This window comes from Mesorhizobium sp. M4B.F.Ca.ET.214.01.1.1, from assembly GCF_004791545.1.
Taxonomy (GTDB): Bacteria; Pseudomonadota; Alphaproteobacteria; order Rhizobiales; family Rhizobiaceae; genus Mesorhizobium; species Mesorhizobium abyssinicae.
This window is the reverse complement of the sequence record NZ_SRUX01000001.1, coordinates 620,206-646,712: the sequence shown is the minus strand read 5'-3', so window position 1 is coordinate 646,712 and position 26,507 is coordinate 620,206. Positions and strand designations below refer to the sequence as shown.

The following is a 26,507-nucleotide window of genomic DNA, read 5'->3' as shown; positions in this document are numbered from 1 at the left end:
CACGCCCTTATTGATGCCGGGCTTTGCCTCGAGGTCAAGCGCCAGCCGGCTGCCGCTGAACCAATGCACGGCAAGCAGGCGGCCAATTGCGGTTTGAGACGGCGATTGTCTACAGTGAACGGCGAGAGGGGTCTTCATGCATTCAACCAGCCATTCAAAGACGTCGATCGGCGGCATCAGCCGCGAGCGCATTGCCATGCTGCGCGACACGGAGGCTGAGGTTTTCCGCAAGGCGCGGCCGAAATCCGAGGCCAAGGCCGGCAACGGCCTGCCCGGCTTTTTCGGCGGCGTGCCGATGCACTGGATGAACGATTGGCCGACGCCGTTTCCGATCCTTGTCGACAGCGCCAGGGGCGCCACCATCACCGACATCGACGGCAACCGGCTCGACGATTTCTGCCTCGGCGACACCGGTTCGATGTTCGGCCATTCTCCGCCGCCGGTCGCCCGCGCCATCCGCCGACAGTCCGGGCGCGGTCTGACCTATATGCTGCCCAGCGAGGATGCGCTGGCCATCGGCCCGCTGCTCCAGCAGCGCTTCGGCCTGCCGTTCTGGCAGATCGCCACCACCGCGACCGACGCCAACCGTTTCGCGCTGCGCGTCGCCCGCGCGGTGACCGGGCGCGAGAAGATACTGGTCTTCAACGGCTGCTATCACGGCTCGGTCGACGAGACGATGGTGCGGCTGGTTGACGGCAAGCCGGTGAACCGGCCGGGCCTGGCGGGCGAGTTCCGCGACCTGACGCGGGCAACGAAGATCGTGGAATTCAACGATGTCGCCGCACTGGAAGCGGCGCTCGCCGACAGGGATGTCGCCTGCGTCATCACCGAGCCGGTGCTGACCAACTCCTGTATGGTGCTGCCCGAGCCGGGCTTCCACGACGCGCTGCGGCGCCTCACCCGCGCCGCCGGCACGCTGCTTTTGATCGACGAGACGCACACCATCTCCACCGGTCCCGGCGGCTACACCAAGAAGCACGGGCTGGAGCCCGATCTCTTCGTCCTCGGCAAGCCGGTGGCCGGCGGCGTGCCGGCGAGCGTCTGGGGCCTGAGCGACGAGATCGCCAGCCGCTACGCCGCCTACAACCGGACCAAGGAGCCCGGCTATTCCGGCATGGGCACGACGCTGTCGGCCAACCCGCTGCAATTCGCCACGATGCGCGCGGCACTCGAACAGGTGATGACCGAGGCGGCCTATGCCCGCATGGACCGGCTGGCGCGGCGGCTCGATGCCGGGCTGACCGCCGTCATCGACCGCTGCCGTCTGCCCTGGCATGTCGCCCGCGTCGGCGCCCGTGTCGAGTTCATCTGCGCGCCGGGACCACTGCGCAACGGCGGCGAGGCGGAGGCGGCGCATGCGCCGGAGCTGGAAGCCGCCATTCATGTCGCGCTGGTCAACCAGGGCGTGCTGATCGCGCCCTTCCACAACATGATGCTGATCTCGCCGGCCACGACGGCGGCCCAGGTCAACCGGCTGATCACCGCTTTCGCCGCCGTTGCGGCAAGGCTTGCGGCATGAGACAAGCGGCATGAGACAAGTGGCATGAGACAAGCGGCTGGAAGATCGGCGGCCAGCCAAAGCAGAGTTCCATCATGACTTCACCTTCGGGCTCGACGCCCACCGAGGCGAAAGCCTTTCTCGACACCCATCCGGAAATCGAGGCTTTCGACATCGTCTTGACCGACGCCAACGGCATCGGCCGCGGCAAGATCGTGCGCCGGCACGAGTTGATGGGCATTTTCGAGGGCGGCCGGCACCTGCCGATCTCGATCCTCGGCCTCGACATCACCGGCGAGGACGTGCACGAGACCGGCCTGGTCTGGGACACCGGCGACGGCGACCTCCGCGCATGGCCGATCCCCGGCACGCTGGTGCCGCTCCACGGCACCAGCCCGCCGCGCGGCCAGGTGCTGATGGCGATGTACCATCTCGACGGCCAGCCGATGAGCTCCGATCCCCGTCTGGCGCTCAAGCGGCAGGTCGAGCGTCTGGCGGCCAAGGGCCTGCATCCGGCCGGCGCCTTCGAGCTCGAATTTTTTCTTCTCGCCAATGAGCGCGATGCCGACGGCAAGGTGCAGCCGGCGCATGCCGTTCTCGACGGGCGCCGCTCGGCCAAGACCGAGGTCTATTCGGTTGACCATTTGCACGGCATGGAGCCGCTGTTTTCCGACATCTATGCCGCCGCCAGGGTACAAGGCATTCCGGCCGAGACGGTGATTTCCGAATATGCGCCGGGCCAATACGAGCTGACGCTGAACTACCGCAAGGACGTGATGCGGGCGGCCGACGACCTCGTCATGCTGAAGCGTCTGGTCAGGGCACAGGCGCGCCGCCACGGCGTCACCGCTTGCTTCATGGCCAAGCCGATCGAGAAATATGCCGGTTCCGGCATGCATTTCCATGTCTCGTTGCAAGACGATGCCGGCAGGAACGTCTTCGCCGAGGCCGAAGGCGAAAAATGGTCGCCGAAACTGCTGAGCGCCCTCGGCGGCCTGATCCAGACCATGGCGGAATCGATGCTGGTGTTTGCGCCGCACGCCAATTCCTGGCGCCGCTTCGTCTCGCAATCCTACGCGCCGGTGGCGCCGACCTGGGGCGTCAACAACCGTTCGGTGGCGCTGCGTGTGCCTGCGGGCGACGCCAGGAACCGGCGCATCGAGCATCGGCCGTCGGGCGTCGACGCCAATCCCTATCTGGTGGCGGCGACGGTGCTGGCCGGTGTCTCCAGGGGGCTCGACGAAGGCCTCGATCCCGGGCCGGAAACCACCGGCAACGGCTATGAGCAGGCGGCCGGGCACAGCGCCATGCCGGTGGACTGGCGCGCCGCAATCGAGGCGGCGAGGGCATCGAGCTTTCTGAAGGAAGCGCTCGGCGACGACCTGCATCGCACCTTCGTCGCCATCAAGCAGGCCGAATATCTGCGCGTCGCCCGCACCGTCAGCGAGCTCGACTACCACCTCTATCTGCACGAGGTCTGAGCGGAACCATAGCCCGCCCGGTCCATTTCACCCTGAAATGGATGAGGCACAGGATGGCCGCAACGACCCAGGCAAAGGCACCGGCCAGGCGCGGTTCGGACGATATCGAGCCGACACCCGGCGAGAAGGCGTCGATCGGCGACTTGCGCGAGGCGGCGAAAGCCTGTCGCCGTTGCCCGCTCTGGCGCAATGCGACGCAGACCGTCTTCGGCGAAGGACCGGACAGCGCCGAGCTTGTGTTCGTCGGCGAGCAGCCGGGCGACCAGGAGGATCTGGCCGGCAAACCGTTCGTCGGACCGGCCGGAAGGATCTTCGACGCCACGCTAGAGGATGCCGATATCGAGCGGCAGAAGGTCTACGTCACCAACGCAGTCAAACACTTCAAATTCGAGCCGCGCGGCAAGCGCCGAATCCATTCCAAGCCGAATGCCGGCGAGGTCCAGGCCTGCCGCTGGTGGCTGGACAGTGAACTCGATCTGATCAAGCCAAATCTGGTGGTGGCGCTCGGCGCCACGGCGGCGCAGTCGCTGCTCGGCAAGGCCGTGCCGGTGACTAAAATGCGCGGCGAGGTGATCGAGCGCGAGGACGGCCTGCGCATCTTCATCACCATCCATCCCTCCTTCATTCTGCGCATCCGCGAACAGGAGGACAAGCAAGCCGAGCGGGAACGATTCCTCAAGGACATGAGAAAGGTGAAGCGGCTGATGGCGGTTTGATCAATTATGCTTCGGTGCGCCTCTTCGGATGCCCTCAACATTGATTAACAACCACCGACAAGTTCGCGCCGCCCCTCATTGCCCTACCGGGCATTTCTCCCCGTATAGTGACGGGGAGAAAGGCGCTGCCGCGCATGATTTCGCCAACCACCCATATAGCTGAATTAGCGCAGACGTTCGCAGCCAGTTGCCTTCTCCCCGTCACTATACGGGGAGAAGGTGCCGGCAGGCGGATGAGGGGCAGCGCCGACGCTTGCGCAAGGGCAATGCGGCAACGTTAACGGACGAGAATCGCTCTCAAATCATTGACATTCGTGCCCGTCGGCCCCGGCACAAACAGATCCCCGACCGCATTGAAGGCCGTCCAGGCATTGTTGCCGGCGAGCATCGCCTTGGCGTCGATGCCGGCGGCGCGCATGCGCGACACCGTCGAGCCGTCGGCGAAGGCGCCGGCATTGTCTTCCGAGCCGTCGATGCCGTCGGTGTCGGCCGCCAGCGCGTGAATGCCGTCCACGCCGCCAATGGCGATCGCAAAGGCGAGCAGAAATTCCGAATTGCGGCCGCCCTTGCCTTTTGCTCGCAGCGTCACCGTCGTCTCGCCGCCCGACAGGATCAGCACCGGCTTGGCGAACGGACGCTCGCGCGTCGCCACCTCGCGCGCGATGGCGGCATGAACGCCGCCCACCTCGCGCGCCTCCCCCTCGATGGAATCGGAGAGGATGACGGCTTCTATTCCCTGCCGCTTTGCCTCGGCGGCGGCGGCTTCCAGCGACACGCCGGCCGACGCGATCAGATGCACTTCATTGCCGGCGAAGACCGGATCGTCCGGGCGCGGCGCGTCCGCAGCCGGCGAATTGATGTGCGCCATGACCGAGGCCGGCAGCTTCATGCCGTAGGCTGATATCGATGCCAGCGCATCCTCGCGGCTGCCGGTGTCGGGAACGGTCGGGCCGGACGCGACGAGGGCCGGGTTGTCGCCGGGAATGTCGGAAACGACCAGCGACACCACCCTGGCGGGATGTGCGGCGGCCGCGAGCCGGCCGCCCTTGATGGTCGAGACATGCTTGCGGATCGTGTTCATCGCCGCGATCGGCGCGCCGGAGGCGAGCAGCGCCTCGTTGACGGCGATCTCGTCGGCCAGTGTCAGGCCGGGAGCAGGCGAGGGCAAAAGCGCCGAACCGCCGCCGGAGATCAGCGCCACCACCAGATCGTCCGCCGTCAGCCCGCGCACCTTGTCCAGCAGCCGGCGCGAGGCCTCGAGGCCGGCTGCATCCGGCACCGGATGCGCCGCCTCGATGATCTCTATGCGCTCGCATTTCGCGCCATAGCCGTAGCGGGTGACGACCAGCCCGTCGATCGGGCCGTCCCACACCTTCTCGAAGGCGGCGGCCATCTGCGCCGAGCCCTTGCCGGCGCCGATGACGATAGTGCGGCCCTTCGGCCTTGCCGGCAGATGATCGCGGATCGTCTTTTCGGGATCGGCGGCGGCGACCGCGGCGTTGAAGATCGACGTCAGGAAGGATTTGGGGTCTGTCATTGTGCTTCCGGCGCCAGGGCCAATTGCTTGCGGTCGGCGCCCAGATGCGCGCACAGCGCGTCGACCACCACGCCGTGGTCCTCGCGCTCCGGCAGGCCCGAAACGGCGATCACGCCGATCACGCCGGCGCCGTTGACGGTGACCGGAAAGCCGCGGCCGGCCAGCACGTAGTCGGCGACATCCAGCCCCTCGCCGACCTTGAAGGTGCGGTCGGGGCGCTGCTGCTCCAGCACCATGCGGTAGGTGCTTTTCAGGAACCGCTTCACCACATTGATCTTGCGCCGCGCCCAGTCGGGATTGGAGGCGTTCGAACCCGGCATCGCGGCATAGAACAGCGGCCGGTCGAAGGTTCTGATGTCGACGATGATCGGCAGGTTCTCGGCCAGCGCCCGCTTGCGGATCGCCGAGCCGATCTCGAAGGCGACGGCCTCGTCGAAGGCAGGAAAGACCAGCGTGGCTTCCTGTTTCTTGATCAGAGCGATGTCGTCGGCAACGGCCATGTCGTTCCCCTGTCGATGTCGCCGCACGCTTTGGCCGATGGTTGCCGTGGGGTCAAGCCGGAATGCTAGATCGCGATCGCGCTCTTCGCCGGCCGGCCAGCGACATAGACCTCGCGCACGGCGCGGTCGTCGCCCAGCGTCTGCAGGAGAAACAGTTCCTCGGCCAGCGCGCCGACCGTCTCCATCCTGAGCCGCATCGCCGGCGTGACGCGGGCGTCGAGCACAACGATGTCGGCGTCGGTGCCGGCATCCAGCGTGCCGACCTTGTCGGCGACCGACAGTGCCTCGGCATTGCCGCGCGTCAATTGCCAGAAGGACTGGAACGGGTTGAGCTTCTCGCCGTTCAGCGCGATCACCTTGTAACCCTCGTCCATGGTGCGCAGCATGGAATAGTTGGTGCCGCCGCCGACATCGGTGGCGGCCGCGATCCGGAGCGGTTTTTCGCGCCGGCGGTAGCGCTGGTAGTCGAACAGGCCGGAGCCGAGGAAGAGGTTCGAGGTCGGGCAGAACACCGCCACCGAGCCGGAGCCCGACAGCGCATCCGCCTCGCGTTCGGAGAGATGGATGCAGTGGCCGAACAGGCTCTTTTTCCCGAGCAGCCCATAATGCTCGTAGACGTCGGTATAGTCGCGCGACCAGGGATAGAGTTCTTGGGTGAAGGCGATCTCGGCATGGTTTTCCGAGAGGTGCGTCTGCATGTGTAGTTCGGGATGCTCGCGGCAGAGCGCGCCGGCCATCTCCATCTGATCCGGTGTCGAGGTGATGGCGAAGCGCGGCGTGATGGCGTAGTGCTGGCGCCCCTTGCCGTGCCATTCCGCAATCAGCGCCTTGCTGTCGTCATAGCCTGATTGCGGTGTGTCGAGCAGGCCGTCCGGCGCGTTGCGGTCCATCATCACCTTGCCGGCGATGTTGAGCATGTTGCGGTCGTGCGATTCGGCGAAGAAGGCCTCGGCCGAGGCCTTGTGCACCGAGCAGTAGGCGGCGACCGTCGTCGTGCCATGCCGCACCATCTCGTCGAGGAACAGTCTGGCGATGCGGCGGCCGTGCTGGGCGTCGCGGAATTTCGTCTCCTCGGGAAAGGTGTATTTGTTCAGCCAGTCGAGCAGCTCGGCGCCGTAGGAGGCGATGATCTGCATCTGCGGGAAATGCACATGCGCGTCGATGAAGCCCGGCAGGATGAGATGCGGGCGATGGTCGATCCGTCTTGCCCCGTCGCCGGCCTGCTTCTCGATATCGGCATAGGCGCCTGAGGCGACGATCCGGCCGTCGCTGATCAGCAGGCCGCCATCCTCCTCGTAGCGCCAGGCGGAATGGTCGTCGATCGTTTCCGGCCAGCGCAGGAAGGTCAGCGTGCGGCCGCGCAGAAGAGTCGAGGTCATGCTTACTTTCCCGCGCCTTCGAACCAGGCGACCAGCAGCGCCCGCTCCTTGTCGCTGATCTGGGTGACGTTGGCGGGCGGCATAGCGTGGCTGCGGCCGGCCTGCAGGTAGATCTCGCGCGCATGCTCGGCGATGCGCGCGTCGGTGTCGAGCATCACGCCCTTCGGCGCGTGGTAGATGCCTTCATAGGCCGGCTCCTCGGCATGGCACATCGAGCAGCGGCCAAGCACCGTGTCGCGCACGGCCTGGAAATGCGCCGAGGCGATATAGGTCTCGGCCGCGGCGGAAGCCTTGGGTTCGCCGGTCAGGACCTTCGGCGCCGTCGACAGCCACATGATGATGACGAACAGCACGGCGGCGCCGAGCCACGTCCAGGTCGGATTGCCCTTGCGGGCATGGACGCTGTTGAAATAGTGCCGGATCAAGACGCCGATGATGAACACCAGCGAGGCGATCACCCAGTTGAACTCGGTGCCGAACGCCAGCGGATAGTGGTTCGACAGCATCAGGAACAGCACCGGCAGCGTCAGGTAGTTGTTGTGCAGCGAGCGCTGCTTGGCGATCTTGCCGTATTTCGGGTCCGGCTTGCGGCCGGCGATCAGGTCGGCGACGACGATCTTCTGGTTCGGGATGATGACCATGAAGACGTTGGCCGACATGATCGTGGCGGTGATGGCGCCAAGATGCAGGAAGGCGGCGCGACCGGTGAACAGGTGGGTGAGTCCCCAGGCGATGAACACCAGCACGCCATAGAGCACCAGCATCAGGCCGGTGTCGCTCTTGCCCAGCGGCGAGCGGCAAAGCAGATCATACACAACCCAGCCGACGCCGATGGTCGCCATCGACAAAAGGATGCCGACCGGCACCGCCATCGGCAGCACATTGGGATCGATCAGGAACAGGTCGGCGCCGGCATAGTAGACCACGCACAGCATGGCGAAGCCCGACAGCCATGTGGCGTAGGACTCCCATTTGAACCAGGTCAGGTGCTCCGGCATCTCGGCCGGCGCCACCAGATACTTCTGGATGTGATAGAAGCCGCCGCCATGCACCTGCCATTCCTCGCCGAAGGCGCCGACCGGCAGGCCGGGGCGCTGGCGCAGCCCGAGGTCGAGCGCGACGAAATAGAAGGACGAGCCAATCCAGGCGATGCCGGTGATGACATGCAGCCAGCGGACGGCGAAGCTCAGCCAGTCCCAGAAAATCGCGAAATCCAGCATCGTGTTGCCCTTGGGAAGTCGTCCCTGCCGATTGCCCGACTTTACGGTCTGGCGCCAAAACGAAAAGAGGCGAGGTGCGCGATGACTTTCAAAAAAAAATAAAAAATACTAGGTTGCAAGCTGTGTTGAGATTCAGGTCAGGCCGAGCCGAAAACGGCGGGTTCCGAGAACCGGAGCGGAGCGTGCTTGAAGCACGTGAGCACCGGAAGCGCAGGAACCCACCGTTTGCAGGCCGGCATAACCTGAAAATCGACACAGCTTGACGCAGCCGTTTGAGAGCCACGCATGGCCTATCTCGACAACATCGCCGTCTTCGTCCGTGTCGTCGAGCTCGGCAATCTATCGGCGGCGGGGCGCGATATGCGTATTTCGCCGGCGGTCGCTTCCAACCGCATCAAGGAGCTGGAGAAGCACCTCGGCGTCCGCCTGTTCAACCGCACGACCAGGCAGCTGATGCCGACCGAGCACGGCACGGTATTCTACACCGGCGCCAAGCAGGTGCTGGAGGCGATAACCGAGGCCGAGGCCGCCGTCTCGGCATTGTCCGGCCAGCCGCGCGGCACGATCAAGGTGACGGCGCCGCTCGGCCTCGGCCGCCGGCTGGTCGCCTCCGGCATCCCGGACTTTCACGACAAATACCCTGATATCGAGGTGCGGCTCAGGCTTTCGGATCACAATGTCGACATCATGAAAGAAGGCATCGACGTCGCCTTCCGGCTGGGCATCATCGAGGATTCCAGCCTCAGGATGCGCGGCATCATGGAATGCGAGCGCGTGCTGGTGGCGGCGCCGAAATATCTGGAGGCGCGCGGCGAGCCGGCCGAGCCGCAGGAACTGATCGGCAAGAAGCACGACTGCCTGATGCTGCGCTATGCCGGCGCGCGCGAATATGTCTGGACGCTGCAGACGCCGGCCGGCCCGCAGAAATTCGAGGTGCATGGACCCTATGACACCGACGACGGTGACGTGCTGACCGGCTGGGCGCTGTCGGGTCGCGGCATCATCAACAAGCCGCGCTTCGAGGTCGAGCCCTTCATTCGCGACGAGCGGCTGAAGGTGATACTCGCCAAGACACCGCCGACGCCGGTGCAGTTCGCCGCCGTCTATCCGCACAAGAAGCTGCAGGACCCGAAGGTACGGCTGCTGCTCGACTTCATGGCAGAGCGCTGCCAGCGGCTGATCAAGGATATTCTGGCGGGCAAATAGGGGCTGGCCGGCAAGTGACGGCCCGCTGGCCCACTCCACAGGCTTGCCTTGCGCGAAGGCGGACTTAGGTTCGCGTCATGCATCTCGCCATTTCGCTCGACATTGCCGCCACCGACGGACAGGCCGGCCTGGACTTCCGCCGCATAGCCGGCTTCGTGCGGAAAATGGAAGCGGCCGGGATCGACCTGGTCGTCGTCTCCGATGCCGCCCCCAGCGGCGCTCGATCGACCAGCCCATTCGAGGCAACGACGCTATTGGCAGCTCTGGCGACCGTTACCGATAAAATAGGCCTCGTCGCCAGCGCCTCGACGCTCGCGCACCAGCCGTACAATCTGGCGCGGCGCTTCGCTTCGCTCGACATCATCAGCCACGGCCGCGCCGGCTGGAGCGCGACGATGGTCCAGGATCCCCGCCAGGCCGCCAATTTCAGCCGGCCTGAAGGTTTTTCGGACGATGATTTCCGTCGCCGCGCCGAAGAATTCATCGGCATCGTGCAAGGCCTGTGGAGAGGCTGGGACGCCGATGCGCTTTTGTTCGACAAGGCCGGCGGCCGTTTCCACGACCCGCAGAAGATGCATCTGCTTGACCACAAGGGCGGGTTCTTTTCGGTGCGCGGGCCGCTCAACGTGGCGCGCTCGCCGCAGGACGCGCCGGTGCTGGTCATGTCCGGCCTGTCCGAGGCCGACCTCGACTTCGCCGTCCGCGTCGCGGACGTCGTCCTGATCGCCGAAGGATCGCCGGAAGCGACAAGGGCTGCTTGTGACGACCTGAGAGGTCGCGCGCTTGCCGCCGGCCGCGAGCCGGATGCCATGAAGGTTCTGATGACTGTCGCCGGGGATCCCGAACTGAAGGCCGAAGTCGGCCCGAACGGCTGCGACGGCCTCAACTTTACTTTGCCGGCGGATCCTCCTGCGCTTGAGGCCTTTGCCGATCGTGTGCTGCCGGAGCTGCAACGTCGCGGCCTGGCTCAATCCGCACGTGCGGGCGCGACGTTGCGCCAGCATCTCGGACTTGAGGCGGGAGGCAAACCATGAGCGCGCGTCAGATGAAGCTCGGCGCCTTCCTGTGGGCGACAGGCCACCACATCGCCGCCTGGCGCCATCCCGATGCGCATGTCACGGCCGGTATCGACATCGACCATTACATACAACTCGCCCGCACGGCCGAAGCGGCGAAGCTCGACATGATCTTCTGCGAGGATGCTGCCGGCCTGCGCGAGGCCAACGTCCAGATCGCCAGCCAGACCTCGCGCTCGATCGGTTTCGAGCCGATCAGCCTGCTTTCGGCGATCGCCGTGCAGACCGAGCGCATCGGCCTCGTCTCCACGGCCTCGACCAGCTACAACGAGCCCTACGGGCTGGCGCGAACCTTCGCCTCGCTCGACCATCTGAGCGGCGGCCGCGCCGGCTGGAACCTGGTCACCTCGGCCAGCCACATCGAGGCCGCCAATTTCGGCTCGACGGGCCTGCGTCCGCATGCCGACCGTTACGAGCGGGCGCGCGAATTCGCCCAGGTGGTCGCCGACCTCTGGCGCGGCGACGGCAATGGCGGCCTCAACCATGACGGCCAGAGCTTTTCGGTCAGGGACGCGCTCGACCTGCCGCGCTCGCCGCAGGGCGCGCCGGTCATGGTGCAGGCTGGAGCCTCGGAGGACGGCAAGGACCTTGCCGCCAGGACCGCCGACGTCGTGTTCAGCGCGGCGCAGACCTTCGAAGAAGCGAAGGCCTTCTACGACGACGTCAAGCGACGGCTCGCCGCCTACGGGCGAGAGCCGGAAGACGTCAAGATCATGCCCGGCGTCGCGCCGGTCGTCGCCGCCACAGAGGCGGAGGCCCGGCAAAAGCATGAGGAATTGCAGGAGCTTATCCCCGACGAGGTCGGCGTGGCGCTGCTCTCCAGCTATCTCAGCATCTCCGATCTCTGGCGCCATCCGATCGACGGGCCGCTGCCCGAACTGCCGGAGAGCGAAGGCATGAAGAGCCGGCAGGCGCTGGTCGTCGAGCAGTCGCGCCGCGACGGCCTGTCCATCCGTCAGCTTGCCCGCCATTTCGCCGGCGCGCGCGGGCATTGGCGGATCGTCGGCACGCCCGCGCAGATCGCCGACGAATTGCAGGCGCGCTTCGAGGGCGGCGCCGCCGACGGCTTCAACGTCATGCCGTCCTGGTTCCCCGGCGAGCTCGACGCCTTCTGTGCCCTCGTCGTGCCGGAACTGCAGCGGCGCGGCCTGTTCCGCACCGACTATGAAGGCCGCACCCTGCGCGAACATCTCGGCCTGAAGCGGCCGGCATCGGATGCTTAGCCGGCGTCCATCATCCGGGCCGTGCCTGACACCCTGATCGAGCTGCCTGGCTGCGGCGGGATGTCGGCATGCAGCCGCGAGCGCATGCCCATGTCCTCGCCCTGCACGATGTCGATCGCGCCGCCATGCGGCCAGCCGAGGTCGCGCAGATAGCCGGCGAAGGCGGCGGTCGAGGCTCCTGTCGCCGGATCCTCGTAGACGCCGCCCGACGCGAACGGATTGCGCGTGTGGAACAGGGCGGGCGCTTCGGCATAGGCGAGCAGGATCGTCACCAGCCCTTCGCGCCGCATCAGCGCCTGCCCGCGCTTCAGGTCATAGGCCATTGCAGCCAGCGCCTCGCGCGACTTCAGCGCCAGCGCGAGATGGTCGGCACCGCCATGGATCAGCGCCGGCGGAATGGCCGGATCGAGATCGTTTGCCTGATAGCCGAACAGCGCCAGCGTCTCCGCGAGGAGCTCTGGTGGGGCCGGCCGGCTGCGCGTCGGCGGCGACTGCAGCGCCGCGACGATGTTGGCGCCGTCGCGAAACCCTTCGACGGTGATCGTTGCCTGATTGAGGGTGAGCGCAAAAATCCCGTCGCCGAACTGCCGCACCAGCGCAGCTCCAAGCGCGATCGTGGCATGGCCGCAGAACGGCACTTCGCTTTCCGGAGAGAAATAGCGGACCCGCCAGCCATCGCCTTCCGGCGCCGCAAAGGCGGTTTCCGAAAACCCGACTTCGGCCGCGACGCGCTGCATTTCGATGGCATCGTCCAAGACCGTGCCGATCACCACGCCGGCCGGGTTGCCGCCGTTGTCGCCATCCGAAAACGCCGCAATTCTCAATACGTCCATCAGGGGTCCGCCTCGTGCTTGTGAGGCGCGCAGAAAACACTTTCCCGAAAGATTTGGGAAATGAAGAAAGCGACGAGCAGCTGTGAGCGCTGGTCATATCCCAGCAGCGTCGCCGCCGGCGCCCCGGCGACTGGGCTCAGTCGGCCATCGCCTTCTCGGGCGTGCTTGAGGCAGTCGCCTCAGTGGCATGCGAGACCAGCGCCGTCATGATCTCCGCGGCGGCGAGCGCCGCGATGACCGGCGGGCGCTTGTCCTTCACCGCATTGCCGCCGATCGGCGAGACCAGGCGGTTGAACTCCGCCTCGCTGCCATCCGCCGATTTGAGGAACCAGTTCTTGAAGGTCGCCTTCTTGGTCTTCGAGCCGATCATGCCGACATAGGCGGCGTCGCCCCGCTTCAACGCTTCGGCGACGATCAGGAAATCGAGCGCATGGTCGTGGGTGAGGATGGCGAAGGCGGCTCCCGCCGGCGCATCGCGCACCACGGCCTCGGGCATCGGCGTCAGTCTGGTTTCGACCGTTTCCGGCATCCCTTCGAGCGCTTCGGCGCGCGTCTCGACGACGACGGCATGGATGGGCAGCAGCGCCAGCGCCGACGCCAGCGCCTGGCCGACATGGCCGCCGCCGAAGAGATAGACGTGAGGCAGATGCGCCTCCTCGACCTCGGCTTTGGCGATCAGCTCTTGTTCGAGTGCCGCATCGACCGGGCGGATCAGCACCTCGACGCGTCCGCCGCAGCACTGGCCGATTTCAGGCCCGAGCGGAACGTCGAGCGTGGCGAACATCTTGCCGGCGTCGCGCAGCCCCTCACCCTTACCCTCTCCCCGTAAGGACGGGGAGAGGGGGTCGCCAGCGTTGCGACTATCTCCCTTCTCCCCGTCACTATACGGGGAGAAGGTGCCGGCAGGCGGATGAGGGGCGGCGGCGACGTCGGCAAATTCCCCGAGAGGTGCAGGGCGTAAAGAGCCCAGCATCTGCCGCGCCTTGTCGATCGCCATATATTCGAGCTGGCCGCCGCCGATCGTGCCGTAAATCGCCGAGGCCGAGACCAGCATGAAGGCGCCGGTCTCGCGCGGGGTCGAGCCCTTGGTTGCCGCGACCTCGACCAGCGCGGCCCGGCCCGTTTGGCCGAGAAAATCCTTCAGGCTTTGCACCTTCGAGTTCATCGTCTGCATTCCCGATACGGAAATATAGAGTTTTTCGGCCCGAATTGCACCTTTGGCCCAGTTCAAGCCGGTCTTGCGGCTCTCAGCCGTTCGATCGCCATCAGCACCCGCTCTGGCGTCGCCGGCGCGTCGAGGCGCGGGCAGATCCTGTGGTCGGCGACGCTCGCCACCGCGTCCGACAGCGCGTGCAGCACCGACATGCCGAGCGGGAAGGGCGGCTCGCCGACCGCCTTGGAGCGGTGCACGGTCGGCTCATGCGCCTCCGGCCAGTCGGCCAGCGTGACGTTGAAGATCTTCGGCCGGTCCGACGCCAGCGGGATCTTGTAGGTCGACGGCGCGTGCGTGCGCAGCCGGCCCTTCTCGTCCCACCACAGTTCCTCGGTGGTCAGCCAGCCCATGCCCTGGATGAAGCCGCCCTCGATCTGGCCGAGGTCGATGGCACGGTTCAGCGAGCGGCCGGTCTCGTGCAGTATGTCGGTGCGCTCGACCACGTATTCGCCGGTCAGCGTGTCGACCGACACTTCCGAGCACGATGCGCCATAGGCGAAGTAGTAGAAGGGGCGACCCTCGCCCTTGTCGCGGTTCCAGTGGATCTTCGGTGTTTTGTAGAAGCCGGCTGCCGAGAGCTGGATGCGCGCCATATAGGCCTGCTTGACGAGGTCGGCGAAGGCGATCTCCTGGTTGCCGATGCGAACCCGGTTGGGCAGGAACAGCACCTGGTCGCGCGGCACCTGGTATTTCTCGGCCGCGAAATTGGTCAGCCGGTCCTTGATCTGGCGGGCGCCGTTCTGCGCCGCCATGCCGTTGAGGTCGGAGCCGGACGACGCCGCGGTGGCCGACGTGTTCGGCACCTTGCCGGTTGTCGTGGCGGTGATCTTGACCTGGTCGAGGTCGATCTGGAACTCTTCCGCCACCACTTGCGCGACCTTGAGATAGAGGCCTTGCCCCATCTCGGTGCCGCCATGGTTCAGATGCACCGAGCCGTCGGTATAGACGTGCACCAGCGCGCCGGCCTGGTTGTAATGCGTGGCAGTGAACGAGATGCCGAACTTCACCGGTGTCAGCGCCAGGCCGCGCTTGATGAAGCGGCTGTTGGCGTTGAAGGCCCTGATTTCACGCCGGCGCCGCTCATAGTTCGAGCTCGCCTCCAGCTCGGCAATGATGCGGTGGATGATGTTGTCCTCGACCGTCTGATGGTAGGGCGTGACGTTGCGGTCGCTGGTGCCGTAGAAATTCTTCTTGCGGATCTCGAGCGGATCCTTGCCGACGGCAAAGGCGACCTCGTCGATGACGCGCTCGGCGCCGACCATGCCCTGCGGCCCGCCGAAACCGCGGAAGGCGGTGTTCGACACCGTGTTGGTGTAGAGCGGCGCCGACTGCGCATGCACCGCTGGCCAGAAATAGGTGTTGTCGCAATGGAACAGCGCGCGGTCGGTCACCGGGCCCGACAGGTCCGAGGAGAAGCCGCAGCGCGCCGCGAACATGAAGTCGACGCCGAGTATGTTGCCGTCGTCGTCGAAGCCGACCTCGTAATCGACGACGAAGTCGTGGCGCTTGCCGGTGGCGGTCATGTCGTCGTCGCGGTCGGGCCGGATTTTCACCGCGCGGTGGTGCCGTTTCGCTGCGATCGCCGCCAGCGCGGCAAATTGGTTGCCTTGCGTCTCCTTGCCGCCGAAGCCACCGCCCATGCGGCGAATCTCCACCGTGATGGCGTTGCTCGGCACCCCCAGCGCGTGGCTGACCATATGCTGGACTTCGCTCGGATGCTGGGTAGAGGAATAGATGGTGACATCCTCGTCCTCGCCGGGGACGGCCATGGCGATATGGCCTTCCAGGTAGAAATGCTCCTGGCCGCCGACGCGCATTTTTCCCTTGAGCTTGCGCGGCGCTGCCTTGATCGCCGCCTCCGCGTCGCCGCGCTTCAGCGTCAGCGGCGGCGTGACCAGCTTGTCTTTCCTTGGGTTTAGCTCGCCGATGTCGGTGACGAAGGGCAATTGCTTGTATTCGACCTTGGCCAGCCGGGTGGCGCGGCGCGCCTGTTCGCGCGTCTCGGCGATGACGCAGAAGATCGGCTGGCCGTAGAACTCGACCTTGCCGTCGGCGAGCACCGGCTCGTCATGGCGGCCGGTCGGCGAGATGTCGTTCTCGCCGGGCACGTCCTTTGCCGTCAGCACGTCGACGACGCCCGGCGCCGCGCGCACCGCCGACAGGTCCATCCGGGTGATGGTGGCATGCGTTGCTGCCGAAAGGCCGAGGCAGCCATGCAGCGTGCCCGCCGGCTCCGGCATGTCGTCGATATAGACCGCCGTGCCGCTGACATGTTTGTGCGCGGAATCGTGGCGCTGGTCGCTGGCGACGCCGCCCTGGATCTTCTGCGCCTTCAGGTTGGGAACGTGCTTGGTCATTGGGCGCCTCCTTTGCCTTCTCCCCGTTCACGGGGAGAAGGTGGCCCGAAGGGCCGGATGAGGGGCAGCGCCGACATTAATGATTTTGCGAAAAGTGGCCGACGGTAGCGCCGCCCCTCATCTGCCTGCCGGCATCTTCTCCCCGTGAACGGGGAGAAGGACGCTGTCCGTCCGCTCGCGTTGGCTTGCATCAGGCCGCCTCGTCACGTGACACTTGGAACGGCGCCTTCGTTCCCATTGTTTCGATGTAGAAGCGCAGCAGAAGGTTCTTCCCCGCCAGCGCCCGATATTCGGCGCTTGCCCGCATATCGGTGAGCGGCGTGAAATCGCTGGCGTACTCGGCCATCGCGGCCTCCACGGTTTCCTCTGTCCACGGCTTGCCGAGCAGCGCCTTCTCCACCGCGAAAGCCCGCTTCGGCGTCGCCGCCATGCCGCCATAGGCGATGCGGATATCGGCGACGGTGCCGTTCCTGGCAAGGGTGAGGTGGAAGGCGCCGAGGGCGGCGGTGATGTCCTCGTCGCGGCGCTTGGTGATCTTGTAGACGGCGAACTTTGCCGCCTTGGCCGGCACCGGCACATGCACGGCCTCGACGAACTCGCCCGGCCGCCGGTCCTGCTTGCCATAGGCGACGAAGAAATCTTCGAGCGGGATCGTGCGCCGCTTGCCGCCGCGGCGCAGCGTCAGCCGCGCGCCGAGCGCGATCAGCGGCGGCGGCGTGTCGCCGATCGGCGAGCCATTGGCGATGTTGCCGCCGATCGTGCCCATGTTGCGCACCTGCTCGCCGCCGATGCGGTCGAACAGCGGCCCGAGCGCCGGAAGGCGCTTCGACAGCGTCGCGAAGGCTTCACTGTAGGTGATGCCGGCGCCGATCGAGATCACGCCCTTGTCCTCGGATATCGTGCACAGCCCGTCGAGATTGCCGATGAAGACCGCCGGCCCGATGTCGCGCATATGCTTGGTCACCCAAAGCCCGACATCGGTGGAACCGGCAACCAGCGTCGCGCCCGGCTCCTTGTCGAGCAGCTTGGCCAGATCGTCGGCGTCGGCGGGCACGATCAGCCGCGCCTTGCCCGCGCCGATCTCCACCCGCGCGCCGTCCTTCAGCGCCGCAAGCCTTGCGGTGATCGACTTGCGCTCGGCCGCCAGCGGGTCTTTCGCCGCCTTGCCGTAGCGGGAAATGGCCCGCGCCGCGCGCATGATCGCCTCATAGCCGGTGCAGCGGCAGAGATTGCCCTGCAGCGCCTTCTCGATCGCCGCGTCCGACGGGTCGGGCGAGCGCATCCACAGCGCGTAGAGCGACATCACGAAGCCCGGCGTGCAGAAGCCGCATTGCGAGCCGTGGAAATCGACCATCGCTCGCTGCACCGGATGCAGGTTTTCGCCGGTGCCGCGCAGATGCTCGACGGTGACGACGTGAGTGGCGTCGAGCGAGCCGAGGAAGCGGATGCAGGCGTTGACGCTTTCATAGACCAGCCGGCCGGCGGAAAGCCTGCCGACCAGCACCGTGCAGGCGCCGCAGTCGCCCTCGGCGCAGCCTTCCTTGGTGCCGCGCAGCGTCCGGTCGAGCCGCAGCCAGTCGAGCAGGGTCGCATCGGGCGCGACATCGGCCAGCGCGATGTCCTCGCCGTTGAGGATGAAGCGGATTTCGTTGCGGGTCTTGACCTTGGCCATCTCTCAACTTCCCCGATAGGTCGAATAGCCATAGGGCGAGATCAGCAGCGGCACATGGTAGTGGCGCGCTTCCGCCATGCCGAAGCGGATCGGCACGATGTCGAGGAAGGCCGGCTCCGGCAGGCTGGTCCCTTGCCGGCGCAGATAGTCGCCGGCGGCGAACACCAGTTCGTATTCGCCGGTGCGGAAATCGGCGCCGGCAAGCAGCGGCGCATCACAGCGGCCATCGTCGTTGGTGACCACCGTTTTCAGATGCGCCCGCGTCTGCCGCTCGATGCGGAACAGCTCGATCGACAGGCCCTTGGCCGGCCTGCCGGTCGCGGTGTCGAGCACATGGGTCGTCAGGCGCCCGCCATCGGCTTTCGACGTTTCTGCCACTGCCGTCTCCCATCCCCGTACTGTCGAACGTTTCTGGTCAATTGTGCGCCCATTAAAGGCGATGCATAAGTCCCGGTCGAGCGGAGCGTGACAAAAAGCACTTTCAAAAATTTTCGGGGGAATGCACGAGCACTCCTTTCGATATCTTCACCTCAACGATCCGGCAGGAGTGACAATGCGTTACGAACGGGACATGCGCGGCTATGGGGCCAATCCGCCCGATCCGAAATGGCCCGGCGGCGCACATGTGGCGGTGCAGTTCGTCGTCAATTACGAAGAGGGCGGCGAGAACTGCGTGCTGCACGGCGACAAGGCTTCGGAAGCCTTCCTGTCGGAGATCGTCGGCGCCGCGCCCTGGCTCGGCCAGCGCCACTGGAACATGGAATCGATCTACGAATATGGCGCCCGCGCCGGCTTCTGGAGGCTCCACCGGCTGTTCACCGAAGCGCAAGTGCCGGTGACCTGCTACGGCGTCGCCACTGCGCTCGCGCGCTCGCCCGACCAGGTGGCGGCCATGCAGCAGGCCGGCTGGGAGATCGCCTCGCACGGGCTGAAATGGATCGACTACCGCGATCATTCGCCCGAAGACGAGAAGCGCGACCTCGAAGAGGCGATCCGGCTGCATTACGAGGTGACCGGCGCCCGGCCGACCGGCTGGTACACCGGCCGCACCTCGGTCAACACGCTGCGGCTGGTCGCCGAGGAGGGCGGTTTCGACTACGTCTCCGATACCTATGACGACGAATTGCCCTACTGGTTCGACCGCGGCGGCCTGGAGAAGCCGCAGCTCGTCATCCCCTATACGCTCGACGCCAACGACATGCGCTTCGCTACGCCGCAAGGCTTCAATTCCGGCGACCAGTTCTTCGCCTATCTGAAGGACAGTTTCGACACGCTCTATGCCGAGGGCAGGGACGGGCGGCCGCGCATGATGAATATCGGCCTGCATTGCCGGCTGGTCGGTCGTCCGGGCCGCGTGGCGGCGCTGAAGCGCTTCGTCGATTATGTCAAATCGCATGACCGGGTCTGGCTGGCGCGGCGCATCGATATCGCCAGCCACTGGCGCGAGACGCATCCTTACCAGGCGCCGGCGCTGCGTCCGTCGCGGATGGAGTTCGAGGCCTTCGTCCATGCCTTCGGCAGCGTCTTCGAGCATTCGCCCTGGATCGCAGAGCGCGCCTACGAGCTGGAACTCGGCCCGGCGCATGACAGCGCCGGCGGCGTGCACAACGCGCTCTGCCGCGTCTTCCGCGCCGCAACCGAGGCCGAGCGGCTGTCCGTGCTCAACGCCCATCCCGACCTTGCCGGCAAGCTGGCGAAGGCCAGGCGGCTGACGGCGGAATCGGCCAGGGAGCAGGCCTCCGCCGGGCTCGACGCGCTGACCGACAAGGAACGCGAGCTGTTCTCCAAGCTCAACGCCGCCTACGTCACCACTTTCGGCTTCCCCTTCATCATCGCCGTCAAGGGCAAGAGCAAGGACCATATCCTGGCGGAGTTCGAGCGGCGCATCGGCAACAGCCGCGCCACCGAGTTCGAAACCGCCTGCAAACAGGTCGAGCGCATCGCGCTGCTTCGGCTGAAAGACATGCTGCCGCTCTAAATGTTTGGTTTTACGCAACTCCGGACGAAACACCGTCACACACTGGATTTGCTCTGAGGATCAGGACTATGGACATGATCAAGACGCCCGAGCGCACCTACTACGCACCGCATGGCGGCCATCCCGGCCAAAGCGAGCTGCTGACCGGTCGCGCCGTCTTTACCGAGGCCTATGCCGTCATCCCCAAGGGGGTGATGCAGGACATCGTCACCAGCGCCTTGCCTTTCTGGGACAAGACTAGGGTCTGGATCATCGCGCGGCCGCTGTCGGGCTTTGCCGAGACCTTCTCGCAATACATCGTCGAGGTCGAGCCCGGCGGCGGCAGCGAGCGGCCGGAGCCGGATGCCGGCGCCGAGGGCGTGCTGTTCGTGGTCGAGGGCGAGCTCAGCGTTTCGCTCGCCGGCAAGAAGCACGTGCTTCGCCCCGGCGGCTTCGCCTTCCTGCCGCCGGCGAGCGGCTGGACGGTGCGCAACGAAAGCAAGGCCGCCGTTCGCTTCCACTGGGTGCGCAAGGCCTATGAGCCGGTGGACGGGCTCGATACGCCACCGCCCTTCTTCGCCAACGAGCAGGACATCGCGCCGAGCCCGATGCCCGGCACCGCAGGCCGCTGGGCGACGACCCGCTTCGTCGACCCCGCCGACCTGCGCCACGACATGCATGTCACCATCGTCACGCTGGAGCCGGGCGCCGTCATCCCCTTCGCCGAGACCCATGTCATGGAGCATGGCCTGTACGTGCTGGAAGGCAAGGCCGTCTACCGGCTCAACCAGGACTGGGTGGAGGTCGAGGCCGGCGACTATATGTGGCTGCGCGCCTTCTGCCCGCAGGCCTGCTATGCCGGCGGCCCGGGAAAATTCCGCTATCTGCTCTACAAGGACGTCAACCGTCACGCCAAGCTCGGCGGCGCCGGCCTCGGAGGCCGCGCGCGGTGACCCGCATCGTCGCCCGGCCGCTGACGCGCGAGAACTTCGCCCCGTTCGGCGACGTCATCGACATGGGCGGCGACAATCACTACCCGATCAATGCCGGCAAGGCCGAGCGCTACCACGACCTCGCCACCGCCGAAGCCGCCGGGCCGAACGCCAGGGTGCTGATCTCGATGGTGCGCGGCACGCCCTATGAGATGCCGCTCAAGCTGACCATGGTCGAGCGCCATCCTTTCGGCAGCCAGGCCTTCATCCCGCTGTCGCCGCGCCCTTTCCTGGTCGTCGTCTGCCATGACGGCAAGGACGGCCCCGGCGAGCCGCATGCCTTCATCACCGCGCCCGGCCAGGGCATCAACTACCGCCGCAACCTCTGGCACGGCGTGCTGACGCCGATCGGCGAGGCGCAGGACTTCCTGATCGTCGACCGCGGCGGCGACGGCTCCAACCTCGAAGAGTGCCATTTCTCGCACCCCTACGAGATTCACCTTCCCTGAGTACCGAGACCCCATCATGACCGACATTTCGCTGATCGACCGCCTGCTCGACGTCATCGAGCACGACATCGTGCCGAAGACGGCCGCGGGCGTCGCCCATGGCAATAAGCTGTTCGGCGCCGCGATCCTGAGGAAGGACGACCGCTCGCTGGTGCTTGCCGAGACCAACAACGAGATCGAAAACCCGCTCTGGCACGGCGAAGTGCATTGCCTGAAGCGCTTCTACGAAATGCCGAAGGCCGAGCGCGTCGAAACCGGCGACGCGATCTTTCTCGCCACGCACGAGCCCTGCTCGCTCTGCCTGTCGGCCATCACCTGGACCGGCTTCGATAATTTCTACTACCTCTTCAGCCATGAGGATTCGCGCGACAGCTTCGCCATCCCGCATGACCTGAAGATCCTGAAGGAGGTCTTCACCCTCGACCCAGGCAGCTACAATGCCGAGAACGCCTACTGGAAGAGCTTTTCCATCCGCAGGCTGGCGCGGGCGCTGCCGGAAGCTGAGCGCAGCCGGCTGGAAGCGCGTATCGGCAAGATTTCCGCGCGCTACGACGAACTGTCCGGCGCCTATCAGGAAAGCAAGGCCGACAACGACATTCCGCTGAACTGATCTCTTTCCGCTCAAATCCGCCAGCCTCTTGAGTTGCCACCTTTATGGTGGCATAGTAGGCTATGGAGAAACGCAGGCCGACATACGATCTTGATGCGATCAAGGCGACGTTTCGGTCTGTCGATACTCTGGCAATCACAACATCCGCACTAAGGGGTGCTGTTGGCCTCGGGTTCGATCGCGCCGGAATTGTTGAGGTGGTTGGCAGCATGACGCGGAAGATGTTCGTGAAATCGATGACGACCTTCGCGGATCACCGGGTCTGGCAGGATGTCTATCATGTGCCGGCGCGCGACGTGCTTCTCTACGTGAAATTCCAGGCGGATGTCGTGACCGAATTCACGGTCATGGCGTTCAAGGAGAAATGACCATGGCGAAGGAAACAACTGCAACCATGATCTCTCCCGAAACCGGAGAGACACTTACCCGCGGCGTGCGCCCATTCAATGTGGCCTACAAAGGCGAGAGCATGGTGGTCGACCTGCCGGGTTACTATCCTGCATCCGAAGGCGAAGGCGTGCATGTCGGGGACGATATGGCGGCCGTTGATGCCGCCCTCCGCGTACTCAAGGAGAAGGTTGACGGTGTGCCAGCGCCGGCAACTATTCGGCGCATGCGAACGAGGCTCAAGCTTTCACAACGCGAGGCTGGCTCTCTGTTCAGAGTCGGCGAGAACGCCTTCGACAAATATGAGCGGGGCTTGATCGAGCCCAGCGGCCCGACCATCCAACTGATGACGCTTCTCGAAAAGCATCCCGAACTTCTGGATGAATTGCGTTAGCGGCCCAGGTCGCATTTTTTGATGCTCCAGTCGCGAATGGCGATTGAAAGTCGCCACGCTGCGGAGCGTTATGCCCGCCATGAAAACCGTCACCGAATTTCCCCGCAGGGTCGTCGAATTTCCCGACATGGGCATCGTCATGCCGGATGGCTGCCGGCTGTCGGCGCGCATCTGGATGCCGGAGGACGCCGCCGACGATCCGGTGCCGGCGATCCTCGAGCATCTCCCCTACCGCAAGCGTGACGGCACCATCTTCCGCGATCAGCTGACGCATCCCTATTTCGCCGGCCACGGCTACGCCTCGATCCGTGTCGACATGCGCGGCAATGGCGATTCCGAAGGGCTGATGGACGACGAATATTCCGAGCAGGAACTGCAGGATGCCTGCGACGTCATCGCCTGGGCGGCGGCCCAGCCCTGGTGCAACGGCAATGTCGGCATGATGGGCATTTCCTGGGGCGGCTTCAACTGCCTGCAGGTCGCGGCCAAACAGCCGCCGGCCCTGAAGGCGGTAATCAGCCTGTGCTCGACCGTCGACCGCTATGCCGACGACATCCATTACAAGGGCGGCTGCCTGCTGATCGAGAATTTCGGCTGGGCCTCGACCATGCTCTCTTACTCGTCGCGGCCGCCGGATCCACTGATCGCCGGCGGCAACCGCTGGCGCGATTTGTGGCTCGACCGGCTGGAGAACCAGTCCTTCCTGGCGCCGCTCTGGCTCAGCCATCAGCATCGCGACGCCTATTGGAAGCGCGGCTCGATCTGCGAGGATTTCTCCGCCGTCAAGGCGGCGGTGCTGTCGATCGGCGGCTGGCATGACGGCTACCGCAACACCATCTCGCACCTGGTCACCAACATCGAGGCGCCGGTCAAGGGCATCGTCGGCCCGTGGATCCACAAATACCCACACTACGCCGGACCCAGGCCGGCAATCGGCTTCCTCCAGGAGGCCCTGCGCTGGTGGGACCGCTGGCTGAAGGGGGCCGAGACCGGCGTCGAGGCCGATCCCGACTACCGCGCCTATGTGATGGACAGCGTGCGGCCGGCACGCTGGCACCCGGAGCGGCCAGGCCGCTGGGTGGCCGAGCAGGAATGGCCGTCGTCCAACGTCAAGGTAGAAGCGATCGAGCTGATTCCGGAAGGCGCCAAGCCTGCCATCGTCGCCACGCCGCAAAGCTGCGGCCTTGCCGGCGGCGAATATTTCCCCTTCACCTTCGGGCCGGAACTGCCGGGCGACCAGCGCCCCGACGATGCCCTGTCGGTGTGTTTCGACCGGCCGGTGCTTGATCGGGCGATTGACATTGTCGGTGCGCCGGAGCTCCTGGTCAGGGTCGCCTCCGACCGGCCCCAGGCCAACATCGCTGTCAGGCTCTGTGACGTCCATCCCGACGGCGCCTCGGAACTGATCTCCTACGGCGTGCTCAACCTGACGCACCGCAATTCGCATGAATTCCCCGAGGCGCTGCTGCCGGGCGAGAGTGTCTCGGCCCGTGTCGTGCTCGACCAGTGCTCCTACCGCGTGCCGGCCGGCCACCGGCTGCGCATTGCCGTTTCAAACGCCTACTGGCCGATGATCTGGCCCTCGCCGGAGCCGGTCCGCCTCGACCTGTCGAAGGCCACGCTCAACCTGCCGGTCCGGCCGCTGGCGACAGGCGACGAAGTTTCGTTCCCCGCCCCCGAGGGCGCCACGCCCTGGCAGACCGAGACGATCCGCCCCGCCAGTTCCGAGCGCCATGTCGACCGCGACGAGAAGACCGGCATCGTCACGCTTTCCATCACCGATGATTTCGGCGCTGTGCGCGACCTCGCGCATGGTCTCGCCAATGGCAGCATCGTCAGGGAGGTCTGGGCGATCCATCCCGACGATCCGTCGTCAGCCTCAGGAAAAACCCACTGGACACAGACTTTGTCGCGAAATGGATGGTCGGTGCGCACCGAGACCTTCGCGGCGATCCATTCCGACCCGCAAAACTTCGTGCTGAGCGCCAGAATCGAGGCCTATGAGGGCGAAAACCGCGTCTTCGAACGCGACTTCGAACAGAAGATTCCACGCGCTCTCGTCTGAGAGCTGGCAGGATTGGTCCAATTGCGACGCGCCATTTACGCCACGGCATGTCGCATTCGGTCTTGCTTACAGCTTTCCGTTGCGCTCATTATCCTCACAAGAAACAAGAAACGGCCGCAAGGTCGAACCATCAGAGTGAGGAACCTGCAATGTCTAACGAACTGGACTATCTCAGCCGTCGTGTCGCCGCCGGCAAGCTCAGCCGTCGCGACTTTCTCGGCCGCGCCGCCGCGCTCGGCATCTCCGCTCCCTTCGCCAATTCGCTGCTTTCGAGCGCGGCCCGCGCCGCCGGTCCGGTCAAGGGCGGCACGCTGAAGGCCGGCCTCGTCGGTGGTGAATCCACCAACAGCCTCGATCCGGCGCTGATGATGACCCAGGTGCCGTTCGCCTTCGGCAAGTGCTGGGGCGAAATGATCGTCGAGCTGTCGCCTGACGGCAAGCTCGAGAACCGCATCGCCGAGGAGATCGGCTCCTCCGATGATGCCAAGGTCTGGACGCTGAAGATTCGCGACGGTGTCGAATTCCACAACGGCAAGACCGTGACCGCCGAGGACGTCGCCGCCACGCTCGAACGTCACTCCGACGAGAAGTCGAAATCCGGCGCTCTCGGCTACATGAAGGGCATCGAGAGCATCAAGGCCAGCGGCAAGGAAGTGGTGCTGACGCTGAAGGAGGCCAATGCCGACCTTCCCTACCTGCTGAGCGACTATCACCTGATCGTCCAGCCGAACGGCGGCAAGGACAAGCCCGATGCCGGCATCTCGGCGGGCCCCTATGTGGTCAAGACCAACGAGCCCGGCGTGCGCCATGTAGGCGAGCGCTTCGCCAACTACTGGCAGGGCGACAAGATGGGCCATGCCGACCAGATCGAAGTGGTTGTCATCAACGACGCGACGGCGCGCACCGCGGCCCTGCAGGGCGGCCAGGTCAACATGATCAACCGCGTCGAGCCGAAGATCGTCGACCTGATCAAGCGCGTGCCGGGCGTCACCATCCGCAACCATGCGGGCCCCGGCCACTACGTGTTCATCATGCATTGCAACACGGCGCCGTTCGACAACAACGATCTCAGGATGGCGCTGAAGCTGGCCATCGACCGCGAGGAGATGCTGAACAAGGTGCTGCGCGGCTACGGCTCGCTTGGCAACGACTTCCCGATCAACGCGGCCTACCCGCTGTTCACCGAGATCGAGCAGCGCAAGTACGATCCGGACAAGGCCAAGTTCCACTACAAGAAGTCCGGCCATGACGGCTCGGTGCTGCTCAGGACCTCCGATGTCGCCTTCCCCGGCGCCGTCGATGCCGCGCAGCTCTACCAGCAGAGCGCGGCCAAGGCCGGCATCAAGCTCGAGATCAAGCGCGAGCCGGGCGACGGCTACTGGAACGAGGTCTGGAACAAGCAGCCCTTCTGCGCCTCGTATTGGGGCGGCCGCTCGACCCAGGACCAGATGTACTCGACCGCCTATCTGTCGACGGCCGACTGGAACGACACGCGCTTCAAGCGTCCGGACTTCGACAAGATGGTGCTGGCCGCGCGCGCCGAGCTGGACGAAGCCAAGCGCAAGGCGATGTACCATGACATGGCCGTCATGGTGCGCGACGAGGGCGGTCTGATCCTGCCGATGTTCAATCAGTTCATCGATGCCACCGGCGCCAAGGTCGGCGGCTGGGTCGACGATCCGCATCAGGAGCTGATGAACGGCTACGCTCTGGCGAAGTGCTGGCTCGAAGCCTGAGTTCGG

The 26,507-nt window shown here is 65.5% G+C and carries 23 protein-coding genes; 14 read left to right on the top strand and 9 right to left on the bottom strand.

Annotated elements, in window-relative coordinates:
- The first annotated feature begins 136 nt into the window (after nt 1-136).
- From EN857_RS02980 to EN857_RS02970, 3 genes are all read left to right on the top strand, one after another.
- Complete coding sequence (locus EN857_RS02980) at nt 137-1,519, top strand: aspartate aminotransferase family protein (protein WP_128346224.1); 1,383 nt, start codon at nt 137-139, stop codon at nt 1,517-1,519.
- A gap of 74 nt (nt 1,520-1,593) precedes the next feature.
- Nucleotides 1,594-2,979, top strand: a complete 1,386-nt coding sequence (locus EN857_RS02975; RefSeq protein ID WP_127391968.1) for a glutamine synthetase family protein — start codon at nt 1,594-1,596, stop codon at nt 2,977-2,979.
- A gap of 53 nt (nt 2,980-3,032) precedes the next feature.
- Nucleotides 3,033-3,695, top strand: coding sequence for a UdgX family uracil-DNA binding protein (locus EN857_RS02970; protein ID WP_127391967.1), 663 nt, complete (start codon nt 3,033-3,035; stop codon nt 3,693-3,695).
- A 277-nt stretch (nt 3,696-3,972) separates the two neighbouring features.
- Here EN857_RS02970 and EN857_RS02960 read toward each other — a convergent pair whose 3' ends face one another.
- The 4 genes from EN857_RS02960 to EN857_RS02945 form a co-directional block, all read right to left on the bottom strand.
- On the bottom strand, nt 3,973-5,232 hold the full coding sequence (locus EN857_RS02960) for a glycerate kinase (protein WP_127391966.1): 1,260 nt from the start codon (nt 5,230-5,232) through the stop codon (nt 3,973-3,975).
- Nucleotides 5,229-5,732 (bottom strand): heme-degrading domain-containing protein, encoded by a 504-nt coding sequence (locus tag EN857_RS02955; protein WP_135857939.1) that lies wholly within the window; start codon nt 5,730-5,732, stop codon nt 5,229-5,231. Before EN857_RS02955 ends, EN857_RS02960 begins: the two co-directional genes overlap by 4 nt.
- Before the next feature lie 65 nt (nt 5,733-5,797).
- Nucleotides 5,798-7,111 carry a guanine deaminase gene (guaD, locus tag EN857_RS02950; RefSeq protein ID WP_127391964.1) on the bottom strand — a complete coding sequence of 438 codons (1,314 nt, stop codon included), beginning with the start codon at nt 7,109-7,111 and terminating at the stop codon, nt 5,798-5,800.
- A gap of 2 nt (nt 7,112-7,113) precedes the next feature.
- Nucleotides 7,114-8,331, bottom strand: coding sequence for a urate hydroxylase PuuD (locus EN857_RS02945; protein ID WP_127391963.1), 1,218 nt, complete (start codon nt 8,329-8,331; stop codon nt 7,114-7,116).
- Nucleotides 8,332-8,616: 285 nt separating this feature from the next.
- Between EN857_RS02945 and EN857_RS02935 the strand changes: the two genes are divergently transcribed.
- From EN857_RS02935 to EN857_RS02925, 3 genes are all read left to right on the top strand, one after another.
- The gene (locus EN857_RS02935; RefSeq protein WP_127285407.1) at nt 8,617-9,537 is read left to right on the top strand and encodes a LysR family transcriptional regulator; all 921 of its coding nucleotides are present in this window, start codon (nt 8,617-8,619) and stop codon (nt 9,535-9,537) included.
- Between the two features lie 77 nt (nt 9,538-9,614).
- Nucleotides 9,615-10,571 carry an LLM class flavin-dependent oxidoreductase gene (locus EN857_RS02930; protein ID WP_127311315.1) on the top strand — a complete coding sequence of 319 codons (957 nt, stop codon included), beginning with the start codon at nt 9,615-9,617 and terminating at the stop codon, nt 10,569-10,571.
- Nucleotides 10,568-11,836, top strand: a complete 1,269-nt coding sequence (locus EN857_RS02925; protein ID WP_127391962.1) for an LLM class flavin-dependent oxidoreductase — start codon at nt 10,568-10,570, stop codon at nt 11,834-11,836. Before EN857_RS02930 ends, EN857_RS02925 begins: the two co-directional genes overlap by 4 nt.
- On the opposite strand, the gene EN857_RS02920 is transcribed toward EN857_RS02925, so the two are convergent.
- From EN857_RS02920 to uraH, 5 genes are all read right to left on the bottom strand, one after another.
- The gene (locus EN857_RS02920) at nt 11,833-12,669 is read right to left on the bottom strand and encodes a PhzF family phenazine biosynthesis protein (RefSeq protein WP_127311801.1); all 837 of its coding nucleotides are present in this window, start codon (nt 12,667-12,669) and stop codon (nt 11,833-11,835) included. The genes EN857_RS02925 and EN857_RS02920 overlap by 4 nt on opposite strands.
- A gap of 136 nt (nt 12,670-12,805) precedes the next feature.
- Entirely contained in the window at nt 12,806-13,834 is a 1,029-nt protein-coding gene (gene xdhC, locus EN857_RS02915; RefSeq protein ID WP_127391961.1) for a xanthine dehydrogenase accessory protein XdhC, read from the bottom strand.
- Nucleotides 13,835-13,896: 62 nt separating this feature from the next.
- Nucleotides 13,897-16,239, bottom strand: a complete 2,343-nt coding sequence (gene xdhB / locus EN857_RS02910) for a xanthine dehydrogenase molybdopterin binding subunit (RefSeq protein WP_127391960.1) — start codon at nt 16,237-16,239, stop codon at nt 13,897-13,899.
- A 190-nt stretch (nt 16,240-16,429) separates the two neighbouring features.
- On the bottom strand, nt 16,430-17,911 hold the full coding sequence (xdhA, locus tag EN857_RS02905) for a xanthine dehydrogenase small subunit (protein WP_127311421.1): 1,482 nt from the start codon (nt 17,909-17,911) through the stop codon (nt 16,430-16,432).
- 3 nt (nt 17,912-17,914) lie between these two features.
- On the bottom strand, nt 17,915-18,289 hold the full coding sequence (gene uraH, locus EN857_RS02900) for a hydroxyisourate hydrolase (protein ID WP_127285650.1): 375 nt from the start codon (nt 18,287-18,289) through the stop codon (nt 17,915-17,917).
- 175 nt (nt 18,290-18,464) lie between these two features.
- Between uraH and puuE the strand changes: the two genes are divergently transcribed.
- From puuE to EN857_RS02860, 8 genes are all read left to right on the top strand, one after another.
- The gene (gene puuE, locus EN857_RS02895; RefSeq protein ID WP_127311420.1) at nt 18,465-19,889 is read left to right on the top strand and encodes an allantoinase PuuE; all 1,425 of its coding nucleotides are present in this window, start codon (nt 18,465-18,467) and stop codon (nt 19,887-19,889) included.
- A gap of 68 nt (nt 19,890-19,957) precedes the next feature.
- Nucleotides 19,958-20,821, top strand: a complete 864-nt coding sequence (locus EN857_RS02890; protein ID WP_127311419.1) for a bifunctional allantoicase/(S)-ureidoglycine aminohydrolase — start codon at nt 19,958-19,960, stop codon at nt 20,819-20,821.
- Nucleotides 20,818-21,309: an ureidoglycolate lyase gene (locus tag EN857_RS02885; protein ID WP_127285653.1), complete on the top strand. Its 492-nt coding sequence runs from the start codon at nt 20,818-20,820 to the stop codon at nt 21,307-21,309. The genes EN857_RS02890 and EN857_RS02885 overlap by 4 nt, the downstream gene beginning before the upstream one ends.
- 16 nt (nt 21,310-21,325) lie before the next feature.
- Entirely contained in the window at nt 21,326-21,919 is a 594-nt protein-coding gene (locus EN857_RS02880; RefSeq protein WP_127393539.1) for a nucleoside deaminase, read from the top strand.
- A gap of 62 nt (nt 21,920-21,981) precedes the next feature.
- Entirely contained in the window at nt 21,982-22,287 is a 306-nt protein-coding gene (locus EN857_RS02875) for a type II toxin-antitoxin system MqsR family toxin (RefSeq protein WP_127393540.1), read from the top strand.
- Nucleotides 22,288-22,289: 2 nt separating this feature from the next.
- Nucleotides 22,290-22,700 (top strand): type II toxin-antitoxin system MqsA family antitoxin, encoded by a 411-nt coding sequence (locus EN857_RS02870; protein WP_245493328.1) that lies wholly within the window; start codon nt 22,290-22,292, stop codon nt 22,698-22,700.
- A gap of 79 nt (nt 22,701-22,779) precedes the next feature.
- Complete coding sequence (locus tag EN857_RS02865; RefSeq protein WP_128346219.1) at nt 22,780-24,765, top strand: CocE/NonD family hydrolase; 1,986 nt, start codon at nt 22,780-22,782, stop codon at nt 24,763-24,765.
- Nucleotides 24,766-24,914: 149 nt separating this feature from the next.
- A complete protein-coding gene (locus EN857_RS02860; RefSeq protein ID WP_127285656.1) occupies nt 24,915-26,501 on the top strand; it encodes an ABC transporter substrate-binding protein in 1,587 nt (528 codons plus the stop codon).
- Nucleotides 26,502-26,507 lie beyond the last annotated feature (6 nt).